The sequence below is a fragment of the Cupriavidus sp. GW821-FHT02F09 genome (assembly GCF_059421605.1).
In genome coordinates this window covers 233036-251745 of record NZ_JBWKVH010000002.1, presented here as the reverse complement: position 1 = coordinate 251745, position 18710 = coordinate 233036, and the positions used below count along the sequence as shown (strand labels likewise).

Sequence of the window (18710 nt, the reverse complement as noted above, 5' to 3'; positions counted from 1 at the left end):
AAGTTGCGTTTCGAGCACCTGGTGGAGATCAACGATCCACAAAATATCCAGTTGGACACGCTCACGCCGGAGCAGCTCTGGCAAGGGCTGGTGCTGCGCAGTGCCGAGCCCGAGCTGTTTGTCATGGGGCTGGACCGCGCGGAGATCGTGGAGCGCGGCGACGACTGGGTCGAGCGCAAGCTGCATTTCGGCAAGGCCACGATTCGCGACCGCGTCGTCTTCGAGCCGCGCCGCGTCGTGCGCTATGAAACCGCCCCTACCGACGAGCACGCCGGCGGCACCCTGACCATGGCGATCGAGACGCCGGGCCCTGGCGCCTTGCTGCTGCGCTTTGTCTACGAAACCACCATGCCCGCGGTGGACGACAGCGGCGACGATCGTTTCGCCGAAATCGTCAAGTCGGCTTATCACGAGGCCGACCTCGACACCGTGCGCAAAATCCGCGAACTGGCCGCCCTCGGACGGCTGGGGTGAGCGAGCAGCCCTCGTCGCCCGCCTCCCGCGGGCAGCCGGGCGGTCCGACCCGGGAATCGCTGCGGGCACGCTATGGCAGCCAGCTGCGCTGGCTGGTGCTGCTGACGCTGATGCTGGGCACGGTCTCCTCGATCGTGTCGTCGACCATCGTCAATGTAGCCATTCCTGACCTGAGCCGGCATTTCGTGCTGGGGCAGGACAGCGCGCAATGGGTGGCGGCCAGCTTCATGATTGCCATGACGCTGTCGATGCTGCTCACGCCCTGGCTGCTTAACCGCTACGGCTTGCGCCGCACGTTCATTGGCAGCTTGCTGCTGCTGGGCATGGGCGGGCTGGTCGGCGGATTCTCGCCCACCTATGGCGTGATGATCGCCATGCGGGTGGCCGAGGGCATTGCGGCGGGGATCCTGCAGCCGTTGCCCAATATCCTGATCCTGCGGGTGTTCGAGGAGCGCGAGCAGGGCAAGGCGATCAGCATGTTTGGCTTTGGGGTGGTGCTGGCGCCGGCGCTCGGCCCCAGCGTGGGCGGCTTCCTGGTGGAGGCCTTCGGCTGGCGCTCGATCTTCTTCGTGGTAGTGCCGCTGACGCTGATCGGGCTGTGGATGGCGCGCCGCTTCATGGCGGTGGACTCGGCCATGATGGGCGAGCGCAAGCCGCTCGACTGGCAGGGCCTGGGCCTGGCCGGCATTGCCACCGTGAGCCTGCTCAACGGCCTGGTGCAGATGCGCGAGAGCGTGCCTGCCGGCATGGCGCTGGCAGGCTTTGGCGTGCTGATGCTGGTGGTGTTCGTGCTGTGGCAGTTGCGCGCGGAGAACCCGCTGATGAACATGCGCCTGTACAGCTACCGGCAGTTTTCGGCCGGGGCGGTGGTGGCGTTCATCTATGGCGCGGGGCTGTTCGGATCGACCTACCTGCTGCCCGTCTACATGCAGATGGCGCTGGCCTATACGCCGTCGCGCGCCGGGCTGGTGCTGCTGCCGGCCGGCATCGCGCTGGCCCTGACCATTGCCGCGGCGGGGCGGCTGACTCATCGCATCCCGCCACACCTGCAGGTGTCGTTCGGGCTCGCGCTGCTGTCGGCTTCGTTCCTGCTGATGGCGATGGGGTCCCAGGCCACGCCTTACTTGCTGCTGGTGGGGTTTGCGGTGCTGGGGCGGATCGGGCTTGGCTGCATCCTGCCGTCGCTGACGCTGGGCTCGATGCGGGGCGTGGATTATTCGCTGATTGCGCAGGGTTCCAGTTGCATCAACTTCATCCGGCAACTGGGCGGTGCGATCGGGGTAAGCCTGGCCGGCGTCGGCCTGCAATGGCGGCTGGCCGCGCAGGGTGCGGTGCTCGGTACCGACGGCGACCCGGCCGCGCGCATTCGCGCCTTCGACGAGACCTTCCTGGCGGTTGGCCTTGTCATTGCCACCGCCATCCTGGCAGCCTGGCGGATACGGCCTAGGCCGCTGGCCGAGGCCTGAAGGGTTAGCCGGCCGAGCGCCGGCTAACCCATATGGCATATGGCTTCAGGCGGTGGCGCCGCTGCGCAGTTCTTCCACCAGCGCGATGTATTTTTCCTGCGCGTCTTCCTGGGCGGTGCCCTTGAGCGTTTCCCAGGCTTCGAACTTGTAGCGGCCGACGAAATCGGTCATGCCCGGCTTGTCGCCATGGGCGTCACCCTCGCTGCCTTGCTTGAACAGCGCGTAGAGGCGCAGCAGGGTCATGTTGCTGGGGCGCTCGGTCAATTGCTTGACGTCGATCTGGGCTTGGGCAAAGCGTGCCTGCAGGTCGCTCATGGGGTTCTCCTGGCTGGATGGGGGGATGCGTCTTGGGTTCGGTGTTCGGGAAAAACCCGGTAGCCGCGATGATAGCGCCCGCCACCGCGCGTTTGAGCCGAAAGAAACCGAAGAACGCTTCAGTCCGGCGCACCCCGGGCGAGGCGTGCGCACCGCGCGCTAGTTCAGCTTTTGGGGCCGCTCCGGATACAATCTCGCCATGTCCTGGATTCTTGCAGTTGAAACCTCCACCGAGTGGTGTTCCGTCGCGCTCGGGCGCATTGCCGATGGCGGCGCCCTGGAGTGCCTGGTTCGTCATGAACACACCGGCCCGCGCTCGTCTTCGCGCGTGCTGCCGGCCGCCGGCGAGTTGCTGGCCGAAGCCGGCATTGCCCTGTCGGACTGTGCCGCCATCGCCTTTGGCGCCGGGCCGGGCTCCTTCACGGGCCTGCGCACCGCCTGCGGCGTGGCCCAGGGCCTGGCCTTTGGCGCCGATCTGCCTGTGATTCCCGTCAATTCGCTGATGGCTTGCGCCGAACGCGTGCGCCTGGGCGGGGAAGGGATGCCGGCGCTGCCGCTCGACGTATCCGTGCTGGTGGCGCTGGACGCCCGCATGGACGAAGCCTACGCAGGCGCGTTTCGCTGGGATGGCGCCGCGCAGGCGTGGCAGGCGGCGACCGACATGCAGGTGTGCCCGCCGGAGGCCGTCAGCCTGCCCACCGGGCCGTTCTGGCTCGCTGGCAGTGCCGCTGCCGTGTTTGGCGAGCGCCTCAAGGCCACGGCGCTGGCGCTGCACAGCGTGCCCGAGGCCTTGCCCGCCGCGCCGGCCCTGGTATCGATTGCCTTGCGCGCGCTGGCCCGCAACGAAACCGTTGCGCCGTCCGATGCCATGCCGATCTATCTGCGCGACAAGGTCGCCCAGACCATCGCCGAGCGCCAGGCCGTGGCGGCGCAGCGCGCTGCGCTGGCGGCGGGAGACCAGCCGTGAGCGTGGAGCGCAACCCGCCACCGGACGCCGGCTCGGCCAATCCCGGCCAGGGCGCGCATGCAGCGTGCGGCAGCGGGTACGCATGGCCCGAGGTGCCGGTGATGCCAAGCGTGCCGGCGGGCTGGAGCATTGGCCGCATGACGGCGCTGGATGTGGAAGCCGTGGCGCAGATCGAAGCCCGGGCCTACACCCACCCATGGACCCGTGCTAATTTCGAGAATTCCGTCAAGGCCGGTCACATCGGCCTGACCTTGCGGGATAACGGGGGCGTGCTGGTCGCCTACACGGTGCTGATGCCGGTTGTCGACGAGATGCACCTGCTCAATATCACCGTGGACCCGGCGCGCCAGCGCGGCGGCCTTGGCCGGCTGCTGCTGGCCGCTGCCATGGCTACCTCGCACGCGCATCATCTGCACACCATGCTGCTCGAAGTGCGTCCCTCCAATGTGGGTGCCATCGAGCTGTACCGTCAGGCAGGCTTTGCCGAGATCGGCCGGCGCAAGGGCTATTACCCCGCAGCCGGCCAGACGCGCGAGGATGCGCTTGTGCTGCGCCGCGCGTGGGCGCCCACGGAGGCCGTGCCATGAGCCGCCGCGCCAGGTTCCTCGAAGTGCTCGGCATTGCCGATGAATGGGTGCTGCGCCGCGCGCCAGCCCTGCCGGAGGCGGTCGAGCCATCCGCCATGGCGGGGCTCGCCGACCCGAGCGCCGAAGATCCCGTCGTCAATGACGACACGGCCTCGCGCGAAGCGGCCCAGGCCGCCGTGACGCTCGCCGCTGTGGCCGACGCTGGCGTGGACGAAGCCCAGCCCGAAGCGCAGGACGAAGGGGATGCCAAAGCGCAGGCCGAAGCAGCGCCTTGCGCATGGTCGGCACAAGCCGATATGGACGCGGGAGTGTCGGCCACGGCCGAAGCCGCCGTCGCGCGCATGCCGCCAGAGCCTGCGGCGGCGGTGGCAGATACCGGCACGCGCGAAGCCGTGATTGCGCGCCTGGACTGGGCCGCGCTTGCGCAGCGGGTCTCCGGCTGCACCGATTGCCAGTTGTGCGATGGCCGCACCCAGACCGTGTTCGGCGTGGGCGACCGCCAGGCCGAATGGATGCTGGTCGGCGAAGCCCCCGGCGAAAACGAGGACCTGCAAGGCGAGCCTTTCGTGGGCCAGGCCGGCAAGCTGCTCGACAATATGCTGGCGGCGGTCGGCCTGGCGCGCGGGCGCAACGTGTTTATCGCCAACGTGCTGAAGTGCCGCCCGCCCGGCAACCGCAATCCCGAGCCGGAGGAGGTCGCCCAGTGCGAGCCTTACCTGCGCCGGCAGATCGCGCTGATCCAGCCCAAGCTGATCGTGGTGCTGGGGCGCTTTGCCGCCCAGTCCCTGCTGCGCACCACCACGCCGATCGGCAAGCTGCGTGGCACCGTCCATAGCTACGAAGGCATTCCGGTGGTGGTGACCTACCACCCGGCCTACCTGTTGCGCACCTTGTCCGACAAGGCGCGTGCCTGGGAAGACCTGTGCCTGGCCCGCGAGGTACATGCCCGTGCGGGAGCCAAGGCCTGAGTTCTCGCTGAGCCCCGGCGGCGCCATCGAGATGGCGCCGCTCTGGCGCCATGCCGTCTCGCAGCGCCTGCGCGAGCTCGCCTGGTGCTCGCTGTCGCCTCCGCTGCTGGCATTCCTGCCGACGGACGACGCAGGCAACGCCATCATCAATGGCAACGCCCCCGGGCATTCGCCAGCGGCGCTCGCGCGCTGGCCGGAAGGCGCGCTGGCCGCCTGGCAGCGTTGGCTGCCCGCCGCCGACCCCGCCGCGCTGCCTCCCACCATTGCCGAACTTGCCGCGGGCCTGGAGCAGCAACGCGTGCGCGGCCCGTCGCCCGCGCCCAGCCTGCGGCTGGGCCGGCATGCCGAGCGCCTGCTGCAATTCACACTGGAACACGCCGAGGGGCTGGAGCTGCTTGCGGCGAACCTGCCGGTGCGCCGTGCCGGCGCGCATGGCGTGCAGACGCTGGGCGAGCTCGATTTTGTCTGGCGCGACGTGGCCAGCGGCGCCACCGTGCACTGGGAGATGGCGGCCAAGTTCTACTTGCTGGTCGAGCCTGCGGCGCACGGCGCGCCGCGCGGCGGCGGGCCCGGCGCTGCCGTGTTGGACCGCCATTGCTTCGTCGGTCCCAACCTGGTGGACCGCCTGGGTGACAAGCTCGAACATATTGTGCGCAGGCAACTGCCGCTGTCACGCACCCCCGAGGCCCTGGCACTCCTGGGCCGCCCTGTCGACCGCAGCGAGGTCTACCTGCTCGGCTGGCTCTTCTACCGGGACGGCGTGGTGCCGCTATCCATCGAAAGCCTGGGCATAGCGCCGGATCACCTGCACGGATGGTGGTCCACCTTGCCGGACTGGCTGGCCTGGGCTGGCAAGCGCGAAGGCTCGCGCTGGTACCGGCTGCCGCGCTCGGCGTGGATGGCGCCGGCCAGGGTGGCGCAAGCGCACACGGAAACCGCCGAGGCGATTCATGAGGCACTGGCACTGCGTTTTGCGGAGACGCATCACGAGAAGAACTGGCGCCGGGAAGCGCCGGTGATGCTGTGCGAGGTAGAGCCGGCGGGGCAGCCCGGCGTGTGGCGCGAGCGTACCCGTGGGTTTGTGGTGCCGCCGGGCTGGGAGGAGCGGGCGCGCGAGCGCATCGCCAGGCCGGTGGGCTGAACCGGCCCGCGGCGCAAGCGACGCTTAGAGGCCGTTTCAAAAAGATGCTGGCGTCGTTGCGCGGCCTTGGCCGATCCACTTGTACTGTCTGCGGCCGCGCGCCTAGCCAGAACCGCTTCGCTTCATTTTGAAACAGCCTCTTAGTGGTGCTTGTCCTCGCCGATCATGGCGAGTGAATTGAAGTTGCGCACGTTGTAGCGGTGCTGGCGCATCACCAGCAGCATGGTGGCGCATACGAAGATGCCGAAGGCCACGATGACAATGCCGATCGGCACATTGAGCTTGATCAGCAGCGCGTACAGGCACAGCATCAGCAGCACCGAGACGTTCTCGTTGAAGTTCTGCACGGCGATCGAATGGCCGGCCGACAGCAGGACGTGCCCGCGGTGTTGCAGCAGCGCGTTCATCGGCACCACGAAGTAGCCGGACATGCCTCCCACCAGCATCAGGAAGACGTAGGCGATCGCCATGTACAGCGGCATGTGCATGCCAAGCACATCCAGCGAAATTTCGGGCAGGCTGTTCTTGGTGTAGAAGGCCATCAGCATCACCACCACGCCCATCGCCACGCCAAACGGCAGCACCGACAGCGACTTGCGCAAGGGGATGCGCATGGCCGCCATGATCGCGCCTACCGCCACGCCCACCGCCACCACCGCTTGCAGCAGGGCGCCTTGCGACAGGTTCAGGCCGAGCGATTTTTCCGCCCATTTCAGCACGATGAATTGCAGGGTGGCGCCGGCACCCCAGAACAGCGTGGTCACGGCCAGCGAGATCTGGCCGAGCTTGTCGCGCCACAGGGCGGTAAAGCAATCAGCGAACTCGGCGATCAGCTTGATCGGGTTCTTTTCCTGCTGCGGGTAGCGGGCGCCCGTCTCGGGGATGAACAGGTTGAACACGGCTGCGATCACGTAGAACAGCATGATCACCACCATGGCTGCCTCGGCCGGGGTGTTGATGCCCGTGTTGACGTAGGGAACGTCGATGCCGAGCAGAAGATGCGAGATGTGCACCGAGATCAGTGCCCCGCCCACCACCGTGCCCAGGATGATCGAGCACACCGTCAGGCCTTCAATCCAGCCGTTGGCGGCGACCAGTTTCTCGGGCGGCAGCAACTCGGTGAGGATGCCGTACTTGGCGGGCGAGTATGCCGCTGCGCCGAACCCGACGATGCCGTAGGCCAGCAGCGGGTGCAACCCGAACATCATGATGGCGCACCCCGCTATCTTGATGGTGTTGGTGATGAACATCACCTTGCCCTTGGGCATCGAGTCGGCGAAGGCGCCCACGAAGGCGGCCAGCACGACGTAGGACAGCACGAAGAACAATTTGAGCAGCGGCGTCATCCACTGTGGGGAGTGCAGCTCGGTCAGAAGGGCGATAGCGGCGATGAGGAGCGCATTGTCGGCCAGCGAGGAGAAGAACTGCGCGGCCATGATGGTATAAAAACCCTTCTTCATACTTTGGACTCTATCTCCATCGCTATCACCGTACATGTCAGGCAGCAGCGCGCCGCTGGGTGCTGTTGTTGCCTGTAGGGAACCTGGGCCCGCGTCGTTGTCAAAGTGATGCCCGGGCCAGCCGTGGGATCGCTGCGCAGTTTGCCTGACCGTGTTCGACATATTGCATCACTTTTAAAACATGGCCGGAACGTCCGGCTTTATAACACGAAAATAAGGCGATTCCGAGCTTCCGCGGGCCGCCGGTTGGACAGCGCAAGCGCGCGGCGATTCCCTAAATGTTTGCCCTAATGTGTTCAAATAACGTCTGTGCGACGCGCTGCGCGTACCGGGTCTTCCCGGATATGGTGCATCCACCCGGCGGAAGTGATCCGGCCAGACAGCCAGGATCCCCGCCGATCCGCCGCGCCGCAAGCCACTAGAAGCAGTAGAAAGCACTAGAAAGCACTAGAAGCGATCCCATGCCAAGACCCATTCACGCCGTCATTCATCAACCGGCCCTGGCCAACAACCTGGACGTAGTGCGCCGTTGCGCACCCCAGTCGCGCGTCTGGGCTGTGATCAAGGCCAACGCCTATGGCCACGGCATCCGCCGGGCATTCGCCGGCCTGCGCGCTGCCGACGGCTTCGGCCTGCTCGACCTGAACGAAGCCGTGCTGCTGCGCGAACTGGGCTGGCAAGGCCCGATCCTGCTGCTAGAGGGTTTCTTCCAGCCGCAGGACGTGCCCTTGCTGGAGCAGTACCGTCTCACCACCGCGGTGCATTGCGAGGAACAACTGCGCATGCTGGAAGTGGCGCGTCCCAAGGGGCCGCTGGGCATCCAGCTCAAGCTCAACACCGGCATGAACCGGCTGGGCTTCCGCCCGGAGCAGTACCGCACAGCCTGGGAGCGTGCGCGAACCCTGCCATGCGTAGGCAGCATTGTGCACATGACCCATTTCTCGGACGCCGACAGCGCGCGCGGCGTCGCGCACCAGTTGGAAGTCTTCGACGCCACCACCGCCAACCTGCCGGGCGAGGCCAGCTTGTCCAACTCGGCCGCCACGCTGTGGCATCCCCAGGCCCATCGCGCATGGGTCCGTCCCGGGGTGGTGCTGTACGGTGCCTCGCCCTCGGGCGTCGCGGCCGATGTGGCCAGCTTTGGGCTGCAGCCGGCCATGTCGCTGCACAGCGAGCTGATTTCGGTGCAGGACCTGCAGCCGGGCGATACCGTAGGCTATGGCTCGCTGTTCACGGCCGAGCGGCCGATGCGCATCGGCGTGGTGGCCTGCGGCTATGCCGACGGCTATCCGCGCCACGCCGCAGGCTGGGGCGACAAGCCGGCGCCGGTGCTGGTCGACGGCGTGCGCACCCATCTGGTGGGCCGGGTCTCCATGGACATGATCTGCGTCGACCTGACGCCTTGTCCGAAAGCCAAGGTGGGCAGCGCCGTGACCCTGTGGGGCCAGGGCTTGCCGATCGACGACGTCGCCGTGGCCAGCGGCACCGTGGGCTACGAACTGATGTGCGCGCTGGCGCCCCGGGTGCCCGTCACCGTGGCGACCCTGACCGCGCCGGAGCAGCCTGCGCTGACCTGAGCGGCCATGCAGGGCAGGGGCCGGGGCTTTCGTCCCGGCCCAGGCGACCGATCCCGAGCCCCCGCCATTTCCTTGCGCATCCTTTTCAGCATCCCCTTCAGCATCCCCTAGGACCTCAGTTGGCCAAGCCCAAGAACGTCTATACCTGCACCGAGTGCGGCGGCACCTCGCCGCGCTGGCAAGGCCAGTGCCCACAGTGCCAGCAATGGAACACGCTGGTGGAGAGCGTGGCGGAAACCCCTTCGACCAAGCGCTTCCAGCCGCTGGCGGCCTCGGCCATGGTGCAGCGCCTGTCGGAGATCGACGCCGCCGACGTGCCGCGCTTTTCCAGCGGCATCGAGGAGTTCGACCGCGTGCTCGGCGGTGGTCTGGTGTCGGGTGGGGTGGTGCTGATCGGCGGCGATCCCGGCATCGGCAAGTCCACCTTGCTGCTGCAAGCCCTGGCCAACCTGTCCGCGCAGCGCCGCGTGCTGTACGTCAGCGGCGAGGAGTCCGGCGCGCAGATCGCACTGCGGGCGCAGCGCCTGGGCGTGGACAGCCCGCACCTGGCGCTGCTGGCCGAGATCCAGCTCGAGAAGATCCAGGCCACGCTGGAGGTGGAAAAGCCCGAGGTCGCGGTGATCGATTCGATCCAGACCTTGTTCTCGGATGCGCTGACCTCGGCCCCAGGCTCGGTCGCCCAGGTGCGCGAGTGCGCGGCCCAGCTGACCCGGATTGCCAAGAGCACCGGCACCACCATCATCCTGGTCGGCCACGTGACCAAGGACGGCAGCCTGGCCGGCCCGCGCGTGCTGGAGCACATCGTCGATACCGTGCTGTATTTCGAGGGCGACACGCATTCCTCGCACCGCCTGATCCGTGCCTTCAAGAACCGTTTTGGCGCGGTCAACGAGCTGGGCGTGTTCGCCATGACCGAGCGCGGCCTGCGCGGGGTCAGCAACCCGTCAGCACTGTTCCTGTCGCAGCATGAGCAGGTGGTGCCCGGCTCCTGCGTGCTGGTGACGCAGGAGGGCACGCGCCCGCTGCTGGTGGAGGTGCAGGCGCTGGTCGATACGGCTAACGTGCCGAACCCGCGGCGCCTGGCGGTGGGTCTGGAGCAGAACCGGCTGGCCATGCTGCTGGCGGTGCTGCACCGCCATGCCGGCATTGCCTGCTTTGACCAGGACGTCTTCCTCAACGCCGTGGGCGGGGTCAAGATCACCGAGCCGGCGGCCGACCTGGCGGTGCTGCTGGCCATTCACTCCTCCATGCGCAACAAGCCGCTGCCACGCGGCCTGGTGGTGTTTGGCGAAATCGGCCTGGCCGGTGAGATCCGGCCCAGCCCGCGCGGGCAGGACCGCTTGCGCGAGGCGGCCAAGCTGGGCTTCTCGATCGCGGTGATCCCCAAGGCCAACGCGCCCAAGCAGAAGATCGAGGGCCTGGAAGTGATCGCGGTGGAGCGGCTGGAGCAGGCGATCGACCGGGTTCGGCATATGGAGTGAGGCTTTCGGCCCATTCCTGCCCTTTTTCCAGCAACTTTGGGTATATTCCGAAGCACTTTTTAATCGGAGTTCATCCATGCTCACTTTCAACGTCCGACGCCACGCCGGCCTGCTAGCCGCGATCGGCTGCGGCGCCACGCTGCTCTCGGTGTCCGGCGCCGCCGCCGCGGCCGATGCCAGCAAGGCGTTCTTTGACGCAGCGCTGTGCAAGCCGCCCTACACGACGAAATCCGCCACCGCGCTTTATGAGGCCGCCGAGAAGCTCGCCAAGCCGGATCTGTCCAGGCTGGGCGCGGCCATCTACAAGCTGCCGCAGCCCATCGGGCAGGACGGTTTCCAAAGTGATGAAGTGGTATTCGCCGGTACGTCGGCGGGTGTGCTGGTGCAAGGCCTGCAGGCTGAGGCGCTGGCCGCGCGCTACAAGCTCAAGCAGGAGCCTTCGACGTTGCTCGGCACCGCCACCAAGGGCTTTGCCCGCGCTCTGCCGGCCGCTCAGCAGCCCCTGCCCGATCTCGGCACCGTTTCCATCGTGGCGCGCGAAAGCGCCGCGCTGCCTGGCAAGACGTTGCTGCTCTGCGAGCTTGTCAGCCACGCGGATGCGCGGGCGCTCAAAGCCTACGAGCGCAGCCGGGCGGAGCAGGGCGCCGCTGCGCGCTGACACTGGCCCAGGAGAAGTTGCCACCATGCCCGATCAATGCCCTTCGGCGCCAGGCACGGCTGGCCATGAGCCGGTCGTGCTGGAAACCGCGCGGCTGCGCCTGCGCCAGTGGCGTGAGGCGGATTTCGCACCCTTTGCCGCGCTCAATGCCGATCCTGTGGTGATGGCGTGTTTCCCCGCGCCGCTAGACCGCGCGGCCAGCGACGCGATGGCGCTGCGCTGCCAGGCGCTGATCGCGCAGCGGGGCTGGGGCTTTTGGGCGGTCGAGCGCAAGGCCGATGGCGCATTCATCGGCTTTGTCGGCCTGCACGAGCCTGCCGCTGCGTTGCCGTTTTCGCCCTGTGTGGAAATCGGCTGGCGCCTGGCGCAGGCGTACTGGGGGCAGGGCTATGCCTCTGAGGCGGCGCAGGCCGCGCTGCGCTTGGGCTTCGAGCAACTGGCGCTGGCGGAAATCGTCTCGTTCACCGCGCTGCCCAACGTCCGTTCGCGGGCCGTGATGGAGCGCCTGGGCATGGTGGCGGATGGCACCTTCGAGCACCCGGCGGTCGCGCCGGACAGCCCGTTGCGCAAGCATTGGCTCTACCGCTTGCCGTTGGCGCGCTGGCATGCGTCAATCCGCCGCAAGCAGCGCCTTGCCCATCGCAACGGATTGGGCGGGCGCGGTCCGCAAAATCGGTAATAATGTGCCTCGTATTGCGCGCCGGCGCATGTCGCCCGGCCCTTTTCTGCTAGTGAGCCATGCAAGCCAATTCCCGTAGTTTCTTTTTGCTGATCGCCGCGATTTCGTTCGGCCTGGTCGGCTATGCCCTCTACCTGCAGCATGTGGAGGGCTACCAGCCTTGCCCGCTTTGCGTGATGCAGCGTTTTGCCTTCGTCGGCATCGGCCTGTTCTCGCTGCTGGCCGCCATTGCGCAGAACACGCGCAGCCTGTGGCAGGGCCTGGGCATGTTGTCCGGCGTGGCCGGCATCGCGGTGGCGGGCTATCACGTGTCGCTGCTGCTCAACCCCAAGGCCAGCTGCGGCATCGATCCGCTGGAGAACTGGGTCAACCAGTTGCCCACGGCCAAGATCTTGCCGCAGGTGTTCTACTCGGATGGCATGTGCACCACGCCGCTGCCCCCGATCTTCGGCCTGTCGATCCCGGCATGGTCGCTGATCTGGCTGTTCATCCTGTCCGCCACGCTGGCGGTCGGCATGATCCGGCGCGAGAAGAACTACCGCTGATCTGCCTGGCGCGCACCGGCGGCTGCCGGCGCGCGCATCCCGGGGGCTGCCGCCCCCGGCACCCCTCGCACGATCCAACGATCAAACGATCAGCTCGATCTGCTCCTGCAGCTCCAGCCAGCGCTCTTCCAGCGTGTCCAGCTCGCCACCGACCTCGCCCTGGCGCTTGAGCATTTCCAGCAGCTTTGCCTTGTTGGCCTCCGCGTAGCTGGCTTCGTCGGCCATGAAGGTGTCGATCTCGCTCTTGGCCTGCTGCAGCACGGCCATGCGCTTTTCCACCTTTTCCAGCTCCTTGGCCAGCGGCTTGCGCAATTGCGTCAGGCGCTGGCGCTCGTCGGCCTCGGCGCGGCGCTGGTCGCGGCGGTTGGCGGTGGAGGCCGCTGGTGCTTCGCCGTCTTCCTGTGCGTGCGCGGCGGTGGCCGCGTTGCGCTTGGCCGCGGCTTGCTTGAGCAGCCAGTCGCGGTAATCGTCCAGGTCACCATCGAAGGGCTGGATGGTGCCGTCGGCCACCAGCAGAAACTGGTCGGTGGTGGCGCGCAGCAGGTGTCGGTCGTGGGAGACCACGATCAGCGTGCCTTCGAACTGCGCCAGCGCCATGGTGAGGGCCTCGCGGGTGTCGAGGTCCAGGTGGTTGGTTGGCTCATCCAGCAGCAACAGGTTGGGCTTTTGCCAGACGATCAGCGATAGCGCCAGGCGCGCCTTCTCGCCGCCGGAGAACGGCTCGATCGACGCGGTGGCCATTTCGCCGCGGAAATTGAAGCTGCCGAGGAAGTCGCGCAGTTCCTGCTCGCGGGTGTCCGGCGCGAGCCGGGCCAAGTGCTGCAGCGGCGACTCGTGATCGCGCAGCGTTTCCAGCTGGTGCTGGGCAAAGTAGCCGATCTGCAGGCCCTTGCCCTGGCGCAGCGTGCCGGCCAGCGCTTCCTGCGAGGCGGCCAGCGTCTTGACCAGGGTTGATTTGCCCTGGCCGTTGGCGCCCAGCAGGCCGATGCGCTGGCCGGTCTGGATCGACAGCGTGAGGTTGTGCAGGATGGTCACGGGCGGCGCGTCCGGCGCGGGAGCGGGATAGCCGCAGTCCACGCCTTCGAGCACCATCATCGGGTTGGGCGCCGAATCCGGCTCGCGGAACTCGAACGCAAAGCCCGCAGCGATATGCACCGGCGCCAGCCGTTCCATCTTCTCCAGTGCCTTGACCCGGCTCTGCGCCTGGCGTGCCTTGCTGGCCTTGGCCTTGAAGCGGGTGATGAAGGATTCGAGGTGGGCGATTTCCTTTTGCTGGCGCGAGTAGGCGGATTGCTGCAAGGCCATCTGCTGCAGGCGCAGCGTCTCGAACTGGCTGTAGTTGCCGCCATAGCGGCGCAATTGCTGGTTCTCGATGTGCACGGTGACATTGCAGATCGCATCGAGGAATTCGCGATCGTGGGAAATCATCACCAGCGTGCCCGGATAGCGCGCCAGCCAGTCTTCCAGCCAGACGATGGCGTCCAGGTCCAGGTGGTTGGTGGGCTCATCGAGCAGCAGCAGGTCGGACGGGCACATCAGCGCCTGCGCCAGGTTCAGCCGCATGCGCCAGCCGCCGGAGAACGAGGCCACCGGTTGCGATACCTGCGCCAGCGTAAAGCCCAGCCCCAGCAGCAGGGCCTCCGCACGTGCCGGCGCGGTGTAGCCGTCGGCATCGGCAAAGGCGGCGTGGGCTTCGCCCTCTGCGCTGCCATCGCCGCTGGCCTGGGCCGCGGCGATGCGCGCTTCGATGTCGCGCAGCCGGGTATCGCCGTCGATCGTGTAATCCACTGCACTGCGCATGACCGCGGGGGTTTCCTGCGCAACGTGGGCAGTACGCCACTGCGGCGGGATGGCCACGTCGCCGCCGTCCGCCTGCAATTCGCCGCGCAGCATGGCGAACAGGGTCGACTTGCCGCTGCCGTTGGCACCGACAAGGCCGACGCGCTCGCCGGGGTTCAGCGTCACGCTGGTGTGGTCGAACAGCACCTTGGTGCCGCGCTGGAGGACTAGCTGGTCGATTCGGATCACGGGAGGGGAAAGGCTGAAGAAGGCTGCGGGTCTGGGGCGGTTGCCCTTGTAGCTCGAAATCTAACCTGCCCCGGCATGGCACGGGGCAACCCGGCATTGTAGCCGCTTCGTATGGCGGCGCCCCCGCAACGCTCGGCGCATGGCGTATGGCCGTCTTCGTTTTCGATGTTCCTAGGTGAAAACCCTTGGGCTGGTAAAACTCTATTTTCATGGCATGGGGTTTGCGTGTAAATTTATTTACATAGATCCGCGCTGGATGAAAACGCTGTTTCCCGCCGCGCGCATCTCCGACCAACCCAATGCACGCGCCATGACCAACGGTAACGGTACCCACGGCTCTGCCGGAAAAAACGGCAGTAACGGCAGTAACGGCAGCGCTTCGATCGCGGAGCGCATCGCCCGCGCCTTGCCCACGCTCACGCCAGCGCACCAGCGCATGGCGGAGTACGTGCTGGGCAACCCGTTCCGCGCCGCCACCATGCGCATCGACGAATTTGCCGATGCCGTGGCGGTGTCGGTGGCCACCGCGAACCGCTTCGCGCATGCGCTGGGCTTCGAAGGCTTCCCGCAGTTCCGCGCCGAACTGGTGCGCGGTTTCGAGGCAACGCTTGCACCAGTTGAGAAATTGCGCACCGAACTGGCGCGTCCCGCCACGGTGGCCGAAGTGTTTGCCGCGTCGCTGGAGGAGGATGTGCGCAACCTCGAAGCCTCGCGGCGCGCGCTCGATGCCGAGACCTGCGAGCGCGCGGTGGCGGCCATCCTGGCGGCGGAGCGCGTCTTCGTGGTGGGCTTCGGCGCCAGCGGCTTCCTGGCAGGGCTGTTGCAGCATGGGCTGGATATGTCCTGCCGCACCGTGATCTCGGTCTCGGGCGCGGGCGGCGCGTCCACCGCGGCGCGCCAGTTGTTCAAGTTGCAGCCGCGCGACCTGCTGATCGTGATCGGCTTCCCGCGCTATGTGTATGACACCGTGGCCATCGCCAAGCGTGCACGCTCGCATGGCGCCCATATCCTGGCGCTGACCGACGGGCCCACTTCGCCGCTGGCGCCGCTGGCCGACATCGCGCTGTACGCCCAGACCGGGCGCCAGCTTTCCGCCAATTCGGATGCGGCTGTGCTGGCCTTTATCGAGGCGCTGTGCGGCGCGGTGGCGTATCGCGCCGCGCATGCCGTCAAGGCCGCCGCCGAGATGACCGACTTCCTGCTGCCGTGGCTGCACGGCGCGCCCCCCGGACAAGGGCGGGATGGGCGCGAGCCGCGTGACCAACGCGAACAACGCCACGACGAAGCGGCCGAAGGCCGCGCCAAGGCGGCCACGGCACGCCGCAAAAAGACTTCCCCGAACGCATCGTGAACCTCATGAACACCCCAGTCATTGCTATCCACGGCGGCGCCGGCACCATCACCCGTGCCGCCATGAGCCCCGCCAAGGAAGCCGAATACACCGCCGCGCTGAGCGCTGTGCTTGAGGCCGGCCAGCGCGTGCTGGCCGATGGCGGTAGCGCGCTCGACGCTGTCACCGAGGCCGTGCGCCTGCTGGAAGATTGCCCGTTGTTCAATGCCGGGCGCGGCTCGGTGCTGACCCACGCCGGCACCTATGAGCTGGACGCCGCGATCATGGACGGCGCCACGCTGGGCGCCGGCGCGGTGGCCTGCGTCAAGCACCTGCGCAACCCGGTGCTGGCCGCGCGCGCTGTGATGGAGAAGAGCCAGCACGTGCTGTTCGCCGGCGAGGGCGCCGAGGCCTTCGCGCAAGCGCAGGGCCTGGAACTGGTGACACCGGACTATTACTTCACGCAGGCGCGCACCGATCAGTGGGCGCGCGCCCGCGCCGCCAGTGGCACGACCCTGCTGGACCACGACGCCGCCACGCTGGCTGCGGAACCCATTGACCCGGACACCAAGTTCGGCACGGTCGGCGCGGTGGCGTTCGATGCGCAGGGGCGCCTGGCCGCAGCGACTTCCACCGGCGGCGTGACCAACAAGCAGGTAGGCCGGGTGGGCGATACGCCCATCGTCGGCGCCGGCTGCTTTGCCGACGATGTGGCGGCGGTGTCCGCCACCGGCACCGGTGAAATGTTCATCCGCACCGTGGCCGCGTACGACGTGGCGGCGCAGATGCGCTACGCGGGCGTGCCGCTGGAAGAAGCCGCACGCCGCGTGGTGATGGAAAAGCTGCCTGCCATCGAAGGGCGCGGCGGCCTCATCGCCGTGGACCGTGACGGCAACGTCACGCTGCCGTTCAATACCGAAGGCATGTACCGCGGCTTCGCCCGGGTTGGCGAGCCGGTCAATGTGTGGATCTACGGCTGAGCGTGCGCGAGTACGGCAGCGGCACCCGCATGGCAAGCAACGCACCAAGCAAAGCACCAAGCAAAGCACCAAGCAAAGCACCAAGCAAAGCACCAAGCAAAGCACCAACAAAGCACCAACAAAGCATCAACCTAGGCACTAAAGGGGGCCCAGTGGCTGCATCCTCTTCCCAGTCGACCATCGTCCTGCCAGCGCAACGCGTGGTAGCCGTCAACGATCTCACCGTGCGTTTCTCCACCTCGGAGCGCACGGTGCAAGCCGTGCGCAACCTGTCTTTCCACGTCGATCGTGGCGAGACGCTGGCCGTGGTGGGCGAGTCGGGCTCGGGCAAGTCGGTGACCTCGCTCGCGCTGATGCGCCTGGTGGAACACGGCGGCGGCAAGATCGCCACCGGCAGCATGGCGCTGCGACGGCGCAATGGCCAGGTGCTCGATCTCGCCACCGCCGATGGCGCTGCCATGCGCCGCGTGCGTGGCAGCGACGTGGCGATGATTTTCCAGGAGCCGATGACCTCGCTCAACCCGGTATTTCCGGTGGGCGAGCAGATTGCCGAATCGATCCGCCTGCACCAGGGCAAGAGCCGCGCCGAGGCGCGCGCCGAAGCCCTGCGCATGCTGGAGATCGTGCGCATTCCCGAGGCGCGCCGCGTGCTGGACCGCTTCCCGCACCAGCTCTCCGGCGGCATGCGCCAGCGCGTGATGATCGCCATGGCGCTGTCGTGCAAGCCGGCGCTGCTGATCGCCGACGAGCCCACCACGGCGCTCGACGTCACCATCCAGGCCGAGATCCTGCAACTGATCCGCAACCTGCAGTCCGAGATGGACATGGCCGTGGTCTTCATCACCCACGACATGGGCGTGGTGGCCGAGGTGGCCGACCGCGTGCTGGTGATGTACCGCGGCGAGAAGGTGGAGGAGGGCACCTCCGAGCAAGTCTTCGGCAAGCCCGCGCATCCCTACACCCGTGCGCTGCTGTCCGCGGTGCCCAAGCTGGGCGCCATGCGCGGCACCGACTGGCCGGCCAAGTTCCCGCTGGTGCAGCTGGACCAGGGCGAGCCGGTGGCGCCGGTGCCGCAGGATACGGTGGCGGTGGACGCCTCGCCGATCCTGCGCGTGCGCGACCTGGTGACCCGCTTCGACGTGCCGGGTGGCCTGCTGGGCCGCGTGGCGCGCCGCGTGCACGCGGTGGAGCGCGTGAGCTTTGACCTCTACCCCGGCGAGACCCTGGCGCTGGTGGGCGAGTCCGGCTGTGGCAAGTCCACCACCGGCCGCTCGCTGCTGCGCCTGGTCGACAGCCAGAGTGGCACCATCGAGTTCAACGGACAGGACATCAGCCAGATGCGTGGCGGCGCCTTGCAGACCCTGCGCCGCAATATCCAGTTCATCTTCCAGGACCCGTTCGCCTCGCTCGACCCGCGCGTGCCGGTGGGCTACTCCATCATGGAGCCGCTGCTGGTGCACAAGGTGGCCAGCGGCAAGGAGGCCGAGCAGCGCGTGGCCTGGCTGCTGGAAAAGGTGGGCCTGTCGGCCGCGCACGCCTCGCGCTACCCGCACGAGTTCTCGGGCGGGCAGCGCCAGCGCATCTGCATTGCGCGCGCGCTCGCCTTGAACCCGAAGGTGGTGGTCGCCGACGAATCGGTCTCCGCGCTCGACGTTTCCATCCAGGCGCAGATCGTCAACCTGATGCTGGACCTGCAGCGCGAGATGGGCATTGCGTTCCTCTTCATTTCGCATGACATGGCCGTGGTGGAGCGCGTAAGCCACCGCGTGGCGGTGATGTACCTGGGCCAGATCGTCGAGATCGGCCCGCGCCGCGCCATTTTTGAAAACCCGCAGCACCCGTACACCAGGAAGCTGATGTCGGCGGTGCCGATCGCCGATCCGGCGCGCCGCCACCTCAAGCGCGAGCCGCTCTCGGACGAAATGCCCAGCCCGATCCGCGCGCTTGGCGACGAGCCGGTGGTGCAACCGCTCGTAGCAGTTGGCGGCAACGCCGCATCCCATCATTTTGTAGCCCGGCACGCCATCGGCGGCGCCTACTGAACTGACGAAACC

The 18710-nt window shown here is 67.4% G+C and carries 17 protein-coding genes; 14 read left to right on the top strand and 3 right to left on the bottom strand.

Annotation, left to right across the window (positions count from 1 at the left end):
- Positions 1 to 3 precede the first annotated feature (3 nt).
- Positions 4 to 474 carry an SRPBCC family protein gene (locus AC07XB_RS03855; protein WP_492371672.1) on the top strand — a complete coding sequence of 157 codons (471 nt, stop codon included), beginning with the start codon at positions 4 to 6 and terminating at the stop codon, positions 472 to 474.
- Positions 471 to 1940 carry a DHA2 family efflux MFS transporter permease subunit gene (locus AC07XB_RS03850; protein ID WP_492371673.1) on the top strand — a complete coding sequence of 490 codons (1470 nt, stop codon included), beginning with the start codon at positions 471 to 473 and terminating at the stop codon, positions 1938 to 1940. The genes AC07XB_RS03855 and AC07XB_RS03850 overlap by 4 nt, the downstream gene beginning before the upstream one ends.
- A 45-nt stretch (positions 1941 to 1985) precedes the next feature.
- Here AC07XB_RS03850 and AC07XB_RS03845 read toward each other — a convergent pair whose 3' ends face one another.
- Positions 1986 to 2255, bottom strand: coding sequence for an acyl-CoA-binding protein (locus AC07XB_RS03845; protein WP_150983548.1), 270 nt, complete (start codon positions 2253 to 2255; stop codon positions 1986 to 1988).
- A gap of 199 nt (positions 2256 to 2454) precedes the next feature.
- Between AC07XB_RS03845 and tsaB the strand changes: the two genes are divergently transcribed.
- The 4 genes from tsaB (at position 2455) to AC07XB_RS03825 (ending at position 5918) form a co-directional block, all read left to right on the top strand.
- Complete coding sequence (tsaB, locus tag AC07XB_RS03840) at positions 2455 to 3222, top strand: tRNA (adenosine(37)-N6)-threonylcarbamoyltransferase complex dimerization subunit type 1 TsaB (RefSeq protein WP_492808625.1); 768 nt, start codon at positions 2455 to 2457, stop codon at positions 3220 to 3222.
- Between the two features lie 101 nt (positions 3223 to 3323).
- The gene (gene rimI, locus AC07XB_RS03835) at positions 3324 to 3809 is read left to right on the top strand and encodes a ribosomal protein S18-alanine N-acetyltransferase (protein ID WP_416050501.1); all 486 of its coding nucleotides are present in this window, start codon (positions 3324 to 3326) and stop codon (positions 3807 to 3809) included.
- Complete coding sequence (locus AC07XB_RS03830; protein WP_492826382.1) at positions 3806 to 4777, top strand: uracil-DNA glycosylase; 972 nt, start codon at positions 3806 to 3808, stop codon at positions 4775 to 4777. The genes rimI and AC07XB_RS03830 overlap by 4 nt, the downstream gene beginning before the upstream one ends.
- Positions 4752 to 5918 carry a DUF1853 family protein gene (locus AC07XB_RS03825; protein WP_492826380.1) on the top strand — a complete coding sequence of 389 codons (1167 nt, stop codon included), beginning with the start codon at positions 4752 to 4754 and terminating at the stop codon, positions 5916 to 5918. The genes AC07XB_RS03830 and AC07XB_RS03825 overlap by 26 nt, the downstream gene beginning before the upstream one ends.
- A gap of 140 nt (positions 5919 to 6058) precedes the next feature.
- On the opposite strand, the gene lplT is transcribed toward AC07XB_RS03825, so the two are convergent.
- A complete protein-coding gene (gene lplT, locus AC07XB_RS03820) occupies positions 6059 to 7378 on the bottom strand; it encodes a lysophospholipid transporter LplT (RefSeq protein ID WP_492371677.1) in 1320 nt (439 codons plus the stop codon).
- A gap of 461 nt (positions 7379 to 7839) precedes the next feature.
- On the opposite strand from lplT, the gene alr reads away from it, so the two are divergent.
- From alr to AC07XB_RS03795, 5 genes are all read left to right on the top strand, one after another.
- Positions 7840 to 8955: an alanine racemase gene (gene alr, locus AC07XB_RS03815; protein ID WP_492371678.1), complete on the top strand. Its 1116-nt coding sequence runs from the start codon at positions 7840 to 7842 to the stop codon at positions 8953 to 8955.
- A 119-nt stretch (positions 8956 to 9074) separates the two neighbouring features.
- Complete coding sequence (radA, locus tag AC07XB_RS03810) at positions 9075 to 10436, top strand: DNA repair protein RadA (RefSeq protein ID WP_006161974.1); 1362 nt, start codon at positions 9075 to 9077, stop codon at positions 10434 to 10436.
- Positions 10437 to 10512: 76 nt separating this feature from the next.
- Positions 10513 to 11094, top strand: a complete 582-nt coding sequence (locus tag AC07XB_RS03805; protein WP_492371679.1) for a hypothetical protein — start codon at positions 10513 to 10515, stop codon at positions 11092 to 11094.
- Between the two features lie 25 nt (positions 11095 to 11119).
- Positions 11120 to 11773 (top strand): GNAT family N-acetyltransferase, encoded by a 654-nt coding sequence (locus tag AC07XB_RS03800; RefSeq protein WP_492371680.1) that lies wholly within the window; start codon positions 11120 to 11122, stop codon positions 11771 to 11773.
- Positions 11774 to 11832: 59 nt separating this feature from the next.
- Entirely contained in the window at positions 11833 to 12318 is a 486-nt protein-coding gene (locus tag AC07XB_RS03795; protein WP_006161979.1) for a disulfide bond formation protein B, read from the top strand.
- Between the two features lie 81 nt (positions 12319 to 12399).
- On the opposite strand, the gene AC07XB_RS03790 is transcribed toward AC07XB_RS03795, so the two are convergent.
- A complete protein-coding gene (locus tag AC07XB_RS03790; RefSeq protein WP_492371681.1) occupies positions 12400 to 14346 on the bottom strand; it encodes an ATP-binding cassette domain-containing protein in 1947 nt (648 codons plus the stop codon).
- 256 nt (positions 14347 to 14602) lie between these two features.
- On the opposite strand from AC07XB_RS03790, the gene AC07XB_RS03785 reads away from it, so the two are divergent.
- The 3 genes from AC07XB_RS03785 (at position 14603) to AC07XB_RS03775 (ending at position 18698) form a co-directional block, all read left to right on the top strand.
- Positions 14603 to 15697, top strand: coding sequence for a MurR/RpiR family transcriptional regulator (locus AC07XB_RS03785; RefSeq protein WP_492826378.1), 1095 nt, complete (start codon positions 14603 to 14605; stop codon positions 15695 to 15697).
- 5 nt (positions 15698 to 15702) lie between these two features.
- Positions 15703 to 16656, top strand: a complete 954-nt coding sequence (locus AC07XB_RS03780) for an isoaspartyl peptidase/L-asparaginase family protein (RefSeq protein WP_492371683.1) — start codon at positions 15703 to 15705, stop codon at positions 16654 to 16656.
- Positions 16657 to 16808: 152 nt separating this feature from the next.
- Entirely contained in the window at positions 16809 to 18698 is a 1890-nt protein-coding gene (locus AC07XB_RS03775) for a dipeptide ABC transporter ATP-binding protein (RefSeq protein ID WP_253928213.1), read from the top strand.
- The last annotated feature ends 12 nt before the right edge of the window (positions 18699 to 18710 follow it).

Excerpts from the sequence above, each read along its gene's own strand:
- tsaB (WP_492808625.1), top strand. The coding sequence starts at position 2,455 with ATGTCCTGGATTCTTGCAGTTGAAACCTCCACCGAGTGGTGTTCCGTC.
- AC07XB_RS03825 (WP_492826380.1), top strand. The coding sequence starts at position 4,752 with ATGCCCGTGCGGGAGCCAAGGCCTGAGTTCTCGCTGAGCCCCGGCGGC.
- AC07XB_RS03805 (WP_492371679.1), top strand. The coding sequence starts at position 10,513 with ATGCTCACTTTCAACGTCCGACGCCACGCCGGCCTGCTAGCCGCGATC.
- AC07XB_RS03830 (WP_492826382.1), top strand. The coding sequence starts at position 3,806 with ATGAGCCGCCGCGCCAGGTTCCTCGAAGTGCTCGGCATTGCCGATGAA.
- alr (WP_492371678.1), top strand. The coding sequence starts at position 7,840 with ATGCCAAGACCCATTCACGCCGTCATTCATCAACCGGCCCTGGCCAAC.
- AC07XB_RS03780 (WP_492371683.1), top strand. The coding sequence starts at position 15,703 with ATGAACACCCCAGTCATTGCTATCCACGGCGGCGCCGGCACCATCACC.
- AC07XB_RS03785 (WP_492826378.1), top strand. The coding sequence starts at position 14,603 with ATGAAAACGCTGTTTCCCGCCGCGCGCATCTCCGACCAACCCAATGCA.
- AC07XB_RS03845 (WP_150983548.1), bottom strand. The coding sequence starts at position 2,255 with ATGAGCGACCTGCAGGCACGCTTTGCCCAAGCCCAGATCGACGTCAAG.
- lplT (WP_492371677.1), bottom strand. The coding sequence starts at position 7,378 with ATGAAGAAGGGTTTTTATACCATCATGGCCGCGCAGTTCTTCTCCTCG.
- AC07XB_RS03800 (WP_492371680.1), top strand. The coding sequence starts at position 11,120 with ATGCCCGATCAATGCCCTTCGGCGCCAGGCACGGCTGGCCATGAGCCG.
- rimI (WP_416050501.1), top strand. The coding sequence starts at position 3,324 with ATGCCAAGCGTGCCGGCGGGCTGGAGCATTGGCCGCATGACGGCGCTG.
- AC07XB_RS03795 (WP_006161979.1), top strand. The coding sequence starts at position 11,833 with ATGCAAGCCAATTCCCGTAGTTTCTTTTTGCTGATCGCCGCGATTTCG.